At 42.6% G+C, this 12297-nt stretch carries 7 protein-coding genes; 1 reads left to right on the top strand and 6 read right to left on the bottom strand.

Annotation, left to right across the window (positions count from 1 at the left end; translation table 11 throughout):
* Nucleotides 1-106: 106 nt before the first annotated feature.
* A complete protein-coding gene (locus tag ACQY77_RS21960; RefSeq protein ID WP_421940176.1) occupies nt 107-484 on the top strand; it encodes a nuclear transport factor 2 family protein in 378 nt (125 codons plus the stop codon).
* 275 nt (nt 485-759) lie between these two features.
* Here ACQY77_RS21960 and ACQY77_RS21955 read toward each other — a convergent pair whose 3' ends face one another.
* The 6 genes from ACQY77_RS21955 to ACQY77_RS21930 all read right to left on the bottom strand — a co-directional run bounded on the left by ACQY77_RS21955 (nt 760) and on the right by ACQY77_RS21930 (nt 11982).
* A complete protein-coding gene (locus ACQY77_RS21955) occupies nt 760-996 on the bottom strand; it encodes a hypothetical protein (RefSeq protein ID WP_421940177.1) in 237 nt (78 codons plus the stop codon).
* Nucleotides 997-1237: 241 nt separating this feature from the next.
* Nucleotides 1238-2206: an alpha/beta hydrolase fold domain-containing protein gene (locus ACQY77_RS21950; protein WP_421940178.1), complete on the bottom strand. Its 969-nt coding sequence runs from the start codon at nt 2204-2206 to the stop codon at nt 1238-1240.
* Nucleotides 2207-2242: 36 nt separating this feature from the next.
* Entirely contained in the window at nt 2243-4891 is a 2649-nt protein-coding gene (locus ACQY77_RS21945) for a glycoside hydrolase family 3 C-terminal domain-containing protein (protein WP_421940179.1), read from the bottom strand.
* Nucleotides 4892-4974: 83 nt separating this feature from the next.
* The gene (locus tag ACQY77_RS21940; RefSeq protein ID WP_421940180.1) at nt 4975-6672 is read right to left on the bottom strand and encodes a DUF4957 domain-containing protein; all 1698 of its coding nucleotides are present in this window, start codon (nt 6670-6672) and stop codon (nt 4975-4977) included.
* A gap of 49 nt (nt 6673-6721) precedes the next feature.
* Complete coding sequence (locus tag ACQY77_RS21935; protein ID WP_421940181.1) at nt 6722-8596, bottom strand: RagB/SusD family nutrient uptake outer membrane protein; 1875 nt, start codon at nt 8594-8596, stop codon at nt 6722-6724.
* Between the two features lie 11 nt (nt 8597-8607).
* Entirely contained in the window at nt 8608-11982 is a 3375-nt protein-coding gene (locus ACQY77_RS21930) for a SusC/RagA family TonB-linked outer membrane protein (RefSeq protein ID WP_421940182.1), read from the bottom strand.
* Nucleotides 11983-12297: the final 315 nt, after the last annotated feature.

Raw genomic sequence — 12297 nt, 5'->3', positions numbered from 1 at the left:
ATTGAATAAGTTCATCCGGAGGAATTAGGTTTTGCATAATTTTAACCATTTCAATATGAAAATATCCTGGTAATTATAGTTTTGTACTTACATTACATTTTAAGCCATGAGAAATACTTTATTAACGAAAAACAGCATTTTAGCACAGGAAGAAAAACTTTACAGCGCGATAAAAGATGGAAATATCAATTTGCTGGATGAACTCCTGCACCAAGATTTATTATTCATCGTTCCCAGTGGAGAGGTAATTACGAAAAAGATTGATCTGGACACCTACCGGGATGGGAAATTAAAAATCAGCGAACTTCTTCCAACAGCTGAGAATTTGAATATCATTGATGATGTTGCGGTAGTTACAGTAATAATGGAGATCAAAGGGGAATTTGATCAGGTTCCATTTGAAGCAAAATTCCGTTATATCCGATTTTGGAAACAATTTGATGATGGCATTAAAGTTATTGGAGGAAGTGGAATAGCCATCTGATTGGACATCCAGCCAAAAATGAAGGCGGTTTGCCGAAGGGCGTTCGCCTCGGATATTTTAATTAAAAGATTGAGATTATCGATATAAATCCTAAATACCAGGCATATCCAAATTAAGGTCATCAAATAAAAAAGGTCCTAGAAATTAATTTACAACCTTTTTGGATGGAAGGACACCGCCATGTCGAGCGATTTGTTGGCACTCAGAATAGGATGTTTTTCAAGTTGGTTATTTGTATCATATCTGGTAATTGAAAATTTAAGCAACGATATATCTTAATTAATCTGAATATCCACAACTTCTTCCCCATCCATTTGCGAAAGGATCAGATTTAAATGCTCATCAAACTCCACATAATCGTAAACCGTATCCCTCACGCAATCAGCAAATTCGTCAAAATCAGTATCAGCACTCACATATACCATTAACGTTTCTTCATTGATAAAAGTGGTTTCTACAATATTCTCCCATAACGAGCGAATTTCTGATGCAAACCTTTCCCTTAAGTGCATTTCATGGAGATGACCGCAAATCTCTCAATAAGTGGGCGGAATATTTCATCCTTCGTTGCGTACCCCAACTCCCCGGATTTATCTTTCACCATCATGCCTACTTCCCGTCCTTCCAGACAAACATAGTACCCCCCCTATCGAAATGTTCACCGCCATACAAACACGGACCGTGGCTTTTGGGAACAACCGGACAACGCCCGGGTTTACCAGATACTTAGCTCCCCAAGTACATAATCGTCTGTTATAAAACTTTGTTGATAAACGAAACAATATGATTTACGGCAGGGCCGAACCACGGATCATAAAGACAAAATGAGTGCGGACCATCTTCAAAGTTGATCACAGTGGTATAAATACCTTTTTGACCCATTATTTTTTTAAACTCGTCCCTTCCCGCATGCATCCGCACTATTGCACTGTTCAAAAATAAAAATGGCACCTTATTTTGAGGAGCATAGTTTAACGGAGAGGCTTCTGTCCATAGATCCAGTCTTTCTGTCCGCGGATACCCCAGCCACATCGCCGAGGCACCTACACTATTTATATTTTGTGTTTCCCAGGCTTCTGGGTGAACGAAGGAGAGTGTTCCGTCAATATCAATAACTGCATTTACCGAACTGGAATATTTTCTCGAGTTTAAATTACCTTCCAGTTTTTCTACGCCAGCGGTTACACCGATTAAGGAGGCCAGTTGGCCACCTGCCGAAAAACCAAGAACAGCTATCTTATTGGTATCGATATTGAACTTTCTGGCATTTGCCTTTAACCAACGTACGGATGCCTTAACATCGAAAACTGCCGCTGGATAAAATGCTTCAGTAGATAAGCGATATTCTACTGTAAAAGCAGCTATGCCTTTGGCCGCAAGGTGTTGTGCCAATGGAATGTGCTGACTTCTATCACCCGAGCGCCAGCCCCCTCCGTGAATAATTATTACTGCAGGTGTTTTGGGGCTGTCCTTTGGAAGGAAGGCATCAATATGCAAGGACCTTTTATTCACCTTTGCATAAACCAGATTCCGTTGTTCAGCGACATTTGCATGGGGCTCATCTGCTACTAATTTGATAAAAGGATATTTCTTCTTGTTGGCTTTATAATCGCCCGCACTAGAATAACTTGTATCACGAACGCCTGTACGCCAGGCCAGGTTTTGGCCTTGGGTACTCATACTGAGCGTACAAACCAGCAATATTAAGAGATTTCTGTTCATAAAAATTAGTTTAGGCCTTAACACTATGGGCTGATATTAAAGCAAATTAACCGTTGTTTTCACCAAATTACCACTGGTTTTGTTCGGTTCATTGGGTTGGCTTCCACCGATTGAAAACTGTACATTTCCCTTCAGCATTGTTTTCTTTCCATTGGCATCAACGTAGTTAAGTTCTCCAGCAGGCAATATAAATTTAATCTGCTTACTTTCTCCAGGCGCTAAGCTTAGCCTTTGGAAACCTTTCAAAGCCTTCAACGATGTTTTAATATTTTTATCCTGGTTAATCAGATAAAGCTGGGCAACCTCGTCGCCCTTAATTTTTCCTGTATTGGTTACCTTAACCGCTAAAACCAAGTCTTTGCCTTTTGCGAGTTTGGCAGGAGCTGTTTGCAAGGCATAATTAAAACTGGTGTAGCTTAATCCGTATCCAAAACCGTATAAGGGTTTGCCTTTAAAATAGCGATAAGTCCTGTTCTCCATGCTGTAATCTCTAAAGTCAGCAAGATCATCATCGCTCCTGTAAAAAGTTACCGGAAGCCTTCCCGAAGGGTTGTAGTCGCCAAAAATGATATCAGCAGCGGCAGTACCTGCTGCCTGCCCGCCGTACCAGGAATTGAGAATGGCTGGAATGTGGTCCGCTTCCCATGGGGTAGCGATGGCACTTCCCGTCATCATCACAAACACCACGGGCTTACCTGTAGCGTGCAGTTTCTGCATCAATTGTGTTTGTACCACTGGTAGCATGATGGATGTTTTGTCGCCTCCTTTAAAACCGGGTTCGTTAACAGCCATCTGTTCTCCTTCTAACTGTGGTGCAATACCCCCTACAAAAATAAATGCATCCGCATCCTGATGACGCCCTGCCAGCTGATCAAAATCAGTTTCTATATAATTTCCAAAACTTAAGCGAATGCTTGCTTCCCTATCTCCTTGCCAGTAGTCTACCACAATGTGGTAAACACTATCCTTTTTCACCTTTAAATCTACTTTCTTGGTCTCATTTTTTTTGCCTAACCATTCATCCAGTAAAACTTTTCCATTAACCATTAAACGGTAACCATTATCGGCCTGCATCTCTAAAGCTAAAGTTTTAGTCTCAGCTGATTTATAATCGGTGGTATAACGGGCAGAAAAATCATTCGCGCCCAAACCTTCCACTACAGTTTGGCCCTCCTGCCAGAAATGCTTTAACTCCTGCTCTGTTCGGATCGCTACAGGCTTGCCACGCAATTCATTGTTGTTGTAATATTCGGCCTTGATGCCCGGCTTTCCATCCCAGCTCAGTTTCTTTGAAACATCTTCAAAAACCAGAATTTTGTTATTGGTGAAATTCACAGCTTTCTCATAAACTACCTGCGTGCCCGTTCCTGCCTTTTCCTTAATGCCCGCTAACACCGTTGTAAGCTTTGTAGGATTTCCATTATAATTCCCCAAAATAGAGAGGGGGTTATCGGCATTGGGTCCAAGCACGACAATTTTTTTAAGGTTCTTTTTCAGGGGAAGTACATTACGCTCATTCTTAAGCAAAACCATAGATTCCCGTGCCATTTTTAAAGCATGATTGCTGTGTGCCGGACTTTCCAGTACGCTTGGGGAGGTCTGGGCATATTTCACCATAGAAACAGGGTCAAATAAACCTAACCTGAAACGAATCATAAATAACCTTTTCACCGATACATCAATCTGCTTTTCGGGGATACTTCCGTTTTTTACTGCCTGAACCAAAGCCAGGTAAGCTTCCTTGCCACAATCAATATCGGTACCATGGAATACGGCATCAGCAGCGGCAGATGCGGCATCGGGATGGGTTTTATGCTTTTTATAGAAATCGTCAATCCCTCCACAATCAGAGGTTACATAGCCCTTAAAATTCCATTGGTTACGGAGAATATCAGTCATTAAAATATCACTTGCGCAGCAAGGCTGGGTGCGGAATGCATTGTAGGCGCACATTACTCCTGCTACCTTAGAATTCACTACCAGTTTTTCAAAAGCAGGCAGATAGGTATCCCAAAGATCATAGGCCGAAACATCGGCATTGAAAACGTGCCTTTCTGGCTCCGGGCCGCTGTGCACAGCATAGTGTTTGGCACAGGCCGCAGCTTTAAGGTATCTGGGGTCATCTCCCTGAAGTCCCCTTACAAATGCATCTCCAAGTGTGGCTGTTAAAAACGGATCTTCTCCATAGGTTTCCTGTCCACGGCCCCATCTCGGATCTCTGAAAATATTGATATTCGGTGTCCAGTAAGTCAAGCCCAGATATTTCCCTCCCTGCTTGCCATCGGCAAGGGCTTTGTTGTAAATTGCCCTTCCCTCCAATGCCGAATAATCTGCCATCTTGTACAGCGCATCCTGATCAAAGGTTGCAGCCATAGCAATGGCCTGAGGAAATACCGTTGTCTTATATGAGGTTCGGGCAACGCCGTGTAACACCTCATTCCACCAATCGTGGGCTGGAATGCCCAGCCGTTCAATTGCCGGAGCTGCATTAAGCATTTGCGAAACTTTTTCTTCCAGGGTTAACCGACCCACCAGGTCCTCTACCCGTTTCTCAAAACTCAGCCGGGTATCTCCAAACGGAAATTTTTTAATCATGGGCGACGGCCCTGCCGGGAGTTGCGACATGGCAGGCAAAAGGTAAAATAATTGAAAAATAATCAGGGGAAGGCATAATCTTAATCTCATCTGGCAATGTTTAATTGGTAATTTTCTAGGTAAATGTGTATGGTAACCAATCCAGGCTTTAGTCTGGATTGGTTAATAAGTTATTAGTAAGCCCAACGTGGGTCTCCAATGGTGTTACCACTCGAGCTGCCTTTAAGTAAAGGGCTGCCTGCAGGTAAATTCTTCAAACTGAAATCTCTTGTTGCTGCCGTCCAGCCTAAATCAACTTCATTGTTCATAAATTGATAAAGTCCGGTCAATACCATTTTAAATCCACCTTCGGATATCTTTGCGGTGTTTAATCCGAAAGAGTTACTATGGGTAAAATTACCTACAGCCGACTGGTTTTTGATTTGATGTGGTGTACCACTAACTGCAAGTCCGCCAACCCCCAATGGTGTATTAGCCAAGATACTATTCTGAAAATTAAACACCACATTGGTTCCTGTTCCGGCATCTATCAATACATACCTTGCCTGCGAACCGATATTATTTATGGTACAATAGTCAAATGTTACAGCAGGAATGGGATCTATAGCCAAAACGGTACTCATGTTGATTAACCCTGCGCCCAGATTGTATAGTGTAGAACGGTTTATGCTGAAGGCATTGAACAATAATTTCTCAATAGAAAAAGTATAGGTTGAGTTGCTACCGGTTTTATTGATGTCATATATGATGGTATTGCTGATGTTGAAACTGGTTAAACGGTGTACATTTGCAGCAGAACCGTAATTTCCCCGAAAAACATTGGTGGTAAAATCGTGAATGATACAGTTTTCGATATTTACAGATTTAAAAACTGTTGCATTACCATCAGCCGTTGCTCCTTTAAGCTGAAGGAATGTTCCACCGAAACTGGTTCCGCTATAATTCGCATCGATTTCAATACCAGCAATATTTATTCCTGCTCCATCGCCCTTCAAGTTAATTTCGCGCAGCTTAATTTTGGTATTAAGCGGGTTATTGGATACCGATCGCAGCGTAATACTTTTACCGACTAAATCATAAATTGCGGTCATGGTATAAGTTCCCGGATTTAGCCCGATAATATCTCCATCTGCAGCAGCGGTGAGTGCTGTGGCCAGATTATCGCCCGGATTTAAGGTTTTGGAGTAGGTAGTTGGTTTAGCGGTGGTAATTACACCCAAGCCCTTACTTTTCGTACCTGATAAAATTTGAACGGTGTATCGTGTGCCTGGTGTTAAGCCGGTTACTGTCTTTGTACCCGAAGCAGCCTCAGCGGCCGAGAGATCAACTGTGGTTACTTTGTTGTCTTCGGTAGTCAGTGTAACCTTGTTAAGGTCAGCCGTATTGGGGTCAACAAACCAGTTTAAACTAACACTGTTATCTGTAATATCGCTATTGCGGATTACCCTTAAATATTGCAATCCGACAATCCGGAATGAATTGGCGCCATAAACCCACCTGGATGCCCCTGCTGTACCCAATTCATTTGCCTTTAACCTGGCAAAGTATCGTTTGCCTACGGTAAGTGCAGGATCAACAATTTTTACGCCCAGTGTATCTACAATTTTGGTATAATCTATAGTATTGAAGAGTGAGTCTGTGGAAATGTCGAGGGTGTATTTATACCGGATCCCTGAAGATTGTGCTCCGGCGTTCCAGGTGATGATGGCAGAATCCTGAGCGGTTCTGATCCTCAAGTTTGTGGGTACAAATGCCCTGCTCGTAGATGGATCCTCAATAAAACCTTCTGATGTTTTTGTACATGCTGCCACCACTAAAACCAATAGTAGCACAGCGAGGTGAAGCATTTGATAGCTTTTATTTATTTTCATTTTCTTATCAATTTAATGATGAAGTATATTTTATATTTCTCTCAGCCAACTATTCAGCATAGCCGAAATTCTGTACTACAGAACCCCTGCTTTCTAATACTACCCGACCAGGATAAGGAAGAAGTTCTCTACTGTTGGGCACAAAAAAAGTACCCCAGCCTTGCGGCTGATTAGAAAACAGTCCACCTCCCAAAACTCCATTTGTCCAAACCCCTACCTCTCTTCTCCAGCCTGTACGTACATAGGTACCCCCCGGATTAACCGTGTTCATGGTATACAAAACATCATTTATGGTACCTCCATAAAACAATATAGTGGCTGTTTCTTCGGGATAGGTCTTGTTGGTGAAGGTAGAAGGGCGGTTATAAATGTATTCCGAATAATTAGCATAAGGGTTATTGGCCACAGGTGCAGCCCAGGCTAATTGTCTGAGTTTTTGATCAACTTCCTTGATCTTGGCATCCAATAAGTTCCATCTGATCAGATCGTATCTCCTGATTCCCTCGCCGCCAAATTCCAATAGTCTTTCTTTTACCAGCGCATTGAAAAAACCGGCCTTATCCAGTGGCGTTACCGGGATTGGATTAACGCCATAAGCTCTTCTTTGCACGCGTTGCAGTGCTTCTATCGGTGTGATCGCCCCGCTGTAATCCTGAAGCTCATTAGCGGCCTCGGCATACATTAAAAGTACATCTGCAAAACGGATAACCGGCCAGTTTACACCAAATTGAAGACTTGGAGATGTGGCGTCGAACTGTGTCCATGATTTCCTGAACTTTCCACACATTAAATCATGCAGCCTCAATTGGGTTTTTGTATTGGCCGTGGTATTGACGTTAAAACTCGGTAGTGTCACATCCCGGCGAACATCTGTTCCGCGTTCAAACTCATAGAAATAAGTGGGAACAGCTCTGGCGCCCCCGCCTCCATTTCCCCAGGTGGTGTTGCTAAAGCCTAAGCCGTATGTTCTGGCTAAATCACTGTCGTTGATTCCTCCCCACATGGCCACCTCGAACATGATCTCATTGGCATCATCAAATCTGGCCGTTCCTGAATGCAAGGACTTAAAAATATTCTCAAAAACCGGATTTAACAGATGTTGATTGGATTTTATGATGTCGTTGCACTCATCAAAAGCTATTCTGTAATAGGTCAGGTAATCTTCCTTCCTTTGCATCATCCGCGATTTAGTCCGCAAAGAATAACCTCCTCTGAAAAGGGCAATTCTGGCCCGTAATGCTTTTACAGCACCTTTGGTAAACCTGAAAGTTTTGTAAGCCGGCAGTTCATTTCTCCAGCCCACAAGATCAGATGCAGTTTTGAGATCGGTTAATATATGATCATAAGTACTGTCGCGGTCTGCATGTCCAAAAAACAAATCTGTACGATCTGCAGCAGGTACAAAAGATGCGGGCACATCACCCCAGTGCCTGATGAGCTCAAAAAAGAACAGCGCCCTTAAAGCCAATGCCTCCCCATAATAATTACGAAGACGTATTTTGACCTCACCTGAACTGGTTTTATAGAGATTGGAAGCCGGAAGGTTTTTACATACGATATTTGCCCTTTCAATCCCCTCATATAATTGGGTAAAAGTACCCAGAAGAGCAGTGTTTCCTGATGCTGGATTAAAAGTAGAAACCGCTGAAATGTCGTTCCGGTTGTAGGGTGAACCTCCCCTGATCCAAAAATCATCTCCTCCGGTAGAGAAAGCAGTGGGCAAATTACCGCCATACACATTTCTTCCTGCAACTTTACTGTAAATGCTCAATACATTGGCATTGATATTATCAGGACTATCAAAAAGCTGTTCTAAATCTACCCGCGATGGAGATTCTACATCGAGGTATTTTTTGCAGGAGAAAAAGGTAGTGCTTGCGACCATCAAAGTCAAAAACAAGCCAATTTTTATATTATTTTTCATATCAATAAACATTAGAATGAGACATTCAATCCCGCCAGCATATAGCGATTGCGTGGGTAAGCGTTATAATCCACACCCGGAGTAAGCGGGCTGTTCCTGGTACTGGCTTCAGGATCAAATCCGGAATAATTGGTAAAGGTGTACAGGTTATTAACCGTAGCATAAACTCTTACGCGTGAAACAGGCTTAATTCTGGCCAACCATTTAGCGGGCAAGGAATAACCGAGTGTAAGGTTAGTGATGCGAAGGAAAGAAGCATCTTCTACAGCATCTGAAAGTGCCACAGGCTGACCATAGGTTGGCGTGTAGATATTCACATCTTTATTGGCAGCGGCTAAAGCATCCCAGTCGGAAATCAGGTTGCCCTTATCATCAAAGTATTTCCAGCTGTTGACGAATTTTTCGAGAAAGTTATTCCCGTTCACCTGATAGCGTGAGCCCAGCATGGTATTATTGGCGTTGTAAGTCTTCCCTCCATAGGCGAAGTTCAAGAATACAGTCAGGTCAAAGCCTTTAAAGGAAACCTGGTTATTCCATCCGCCAAAAAACTTGGGTTGATAAGTTCCCAAAACAGTTTTATCTTCTGCAGTAAGCACCCCATCGCCATTTAAATCCTTCACTTTAAGTACTCCCGGCGCAGGGCCCTGGCCAATAGCCGAAAGGGTTCCTGTTGGAACGCCTGGTTTTTCAACCCATCTCCTTTGTCCAGCCGGAAGGCCCGATTCATAAGTCGCCCTATCGAAATCATCCAGGGTAAAGAAACCATCAACCACATATCCATAAAATTGTCCTAATGGCTTATTTACCTGCACCCAAAAATCGAATTCCTCACTTCTGATCCCCCATCCGGAGTTCACACCATAACCGTAATTCGGATCACTGTTACCATTTAATTCCAAAATCTGATTCTTATTAAAGGAAATGTTAAATGCGGTATTATAATTCCAGTTTCTCCCTTTAACAGCCTGAAAAGCCAGCTGCAATTCCAAACCCCTGTTTCTGGTCGATCCAATGTTTTGTGTTTGGGTGGAGTATCCATTCTGTGGGGCAATATTGGCATTCAAAAGCAAATCTTTTGTGGTATTGGAATACAAATCAATCGACGCATTCAATCTGCCCTTGAAAAGATCCAGGTCAAGTCCTACGTTTCTGGAAACCGTAGTTTCCCAAACCAGGTTAGGGTTTTGAAATTGCAGGGAATAAAGTCCCGGGGTCTGCGCGTTGTCTGTATCGGCATAGCCTTGGTTCTGGTTAATTCCGAACACCGTTGTATACAAGCGATCTGATGAAATGCGGTTATTTCCTGCTGTCCCTAAACTGGCCCTGAACTTGATATTACTCACCCACTTCATGTCCATTTTCTTGAAGAACTCTTCTTCCGATAACCTCCAGGCAAACTGACCAGATGGGAAGGTTGACCAACGGTTGCCCGGGCCAAACTTCGATGAACCATCCGATCTTACTGAGAGGTTAAGGTTATATTTTGATTTGAATGAGTACATCGATCTGGCGAAGAAGGATAACAATTTTTCTGGTGGCAGAATATTGGTTAGTGGCGCTGCCTGAACATATCCTTGCGGCGCATTGGCAAGTTGTACATTGGCGAATGCAGTTTCCCAGGTCACATCATTAGGAAAGAACCTGATGTTCTGCGAATAGCTTTCTGAATTGAGTGTGTTGGTTTCTTCACCCACTAAAATCTCAAACTTGTGGTTCTTAGCAAAGGTGTTACTATAGCTCAGGGTGTTGGTATTGGTTATCCCGACCGTTCTGGATTTACTTAAATCTACAAAAGGCTGGTCTTTATAGGTTCCGAAGTTAGATAGACTCGAAGCTTCGTACTTCACTACTCCCCTGAAAGAATCATTTTTATTATCTCCTACCCGATAACCGATATTACTGCGAAAGGTAAATTTAGGACTGATCTTAATATTCAGATAGCCACTGGTTATCAAATCATTGCTTCTATTCAGGCGTTGATCACGCAGTGCGGCATCAACGGGTGTACTCAAATCAATTCTTTGCTCAAACAAATCCTCCTCATTTTGTTGCTGTAAGTTTGCGATCCCCTCATAAGGTTGAAAACGCAATGAATTTTGCAGTCCACCGTTCGAGCCCCTTACTGAGGTACCATTGCCGGTAACCAGCTGATTACTGTACCTTACATTTATCCCCACCTTAAACACCCTGGAAATCTCATTATCGTACCTGAAGGTTGCAAACGTTCTGGCCAAGTTAGAATTAAGCATAATACCATCTTCATCGGTACGGTTAACGCTAAAGTTATAAGTGCTGGATGGAGTTCCGCCACTCAGGGTTAGGACCTGTGTATTTGAAAATGCCTTCCTTCCAAAAACACGTTCTGCCCAGTTCACCGTAGGGTAGCTTTTATAAATGTCCCAATCTTCAACATTGCCATAGCGGCGAAAGAATGCATTAAGCAAAGTACTATCACTACTCACTATACTACCTCCAAAATGGAGCCTGTTTCCCTCATACTGGGTTTTCATGTAATCATAAGGCTTCATCATGTCGAGGTAATTGGTAATCTGTCTTACCCCGGCAAAAGTTTCAAAAGAAACGACCGTTCTTCCTGGTTTGCCTGTTTTAGTGGTGATCAATACCACGCCATTGGCGCCCCTCGCCCCGTAGATCGAGGTTGAAGCCAGATCTTTAAGTACGTCTATAGAAGCGATTTCACTTGGAGAAATGATAGATAAGGCATTTTCCAGTGGAATACCATCAACGATATAGAGTGGAGAATTATCTTGTGTGATGGACGTACCACCACGAACCAGGATTTTGATCTCAGCCCCCGGGGCACCTTCGGTTGCTGATACGGATACCCCAGCGAGCTTTCCTGCCAAGGCTTCAGCTACAGTTGAAACCGGGAAATTAGCAATGTCTTTTCCTGTGATAGATGATACTGAACCGGCAAGCTTTTCTCTTGAAACACTGCCGTAACCTACATTCACGATGGTTACCTCTTCTAAATCCGCCGTATTTTCCTTAAAAATGACATCAATAATGGTTCTGTTCCCTACCTTTTGTTCTACCTTTTTAAATCCGACAAAAGTAAATTCCAAAATGGCATTTTGGTCTGGTACCTTGATAGAATATCGTCCGTTATTATCTGTCTGGACAACGGTACCGGTTCCCTTAACCCTAACGCTTACCCCAGGCATTAGGTTTCCTGCAGCATCTCTTACCGTTCCTCCAACTATGGCAGGTTCCCTGAAACTTGTTTTATAATCAGGAGTCGAGCCATTTGCCACTAAAGAAAAAAGTGGTATAGCAAGCAACATGAAAAGTAATTTTAATGGCAGATACCTTTGCAGCCAAAGGAAAATATTGCCACGCTCATAATAGTTGTACATTTTGTTCATTAATATTTGGTTAGTAGTTTGCGAATGACGCTGGCATGATCTGCGAAAATGCGATACGTCTGTTTGGTTTGCTTACCTGCTATTGCAGTCCCTTAACATTAATAGCGAAAATATTAAGGCGAGATTATCATTTAGGTTTCCATTATTTGAGGCTTAGGTTAGTTTAAATCGTTGGTAATAAGCATCAGGAAATAGACCTAACAGTTTTGAGCTTGGAAATTCGGTTACGGAAATATCTGGTTAGATCAGGTTAACTGACTAGTTCAAACCTAGCCATGAACTGGATTTTGGATGGGATAATTTCAGTTCTAAAAG

Source organism: Pedobacter sp. (assembly GCF_965279535.1).
GTDB lineage: Bacteria > Bacteroidota > Bacteroidia > Sphingobacteriales > Sphingobacteriaceae > Pedobacter.
The sequence above is the reverse complement of the archived record's forward strand: the minus strand, read 5'-3'. Positions and strand labels throughout refer to the sequence as shown.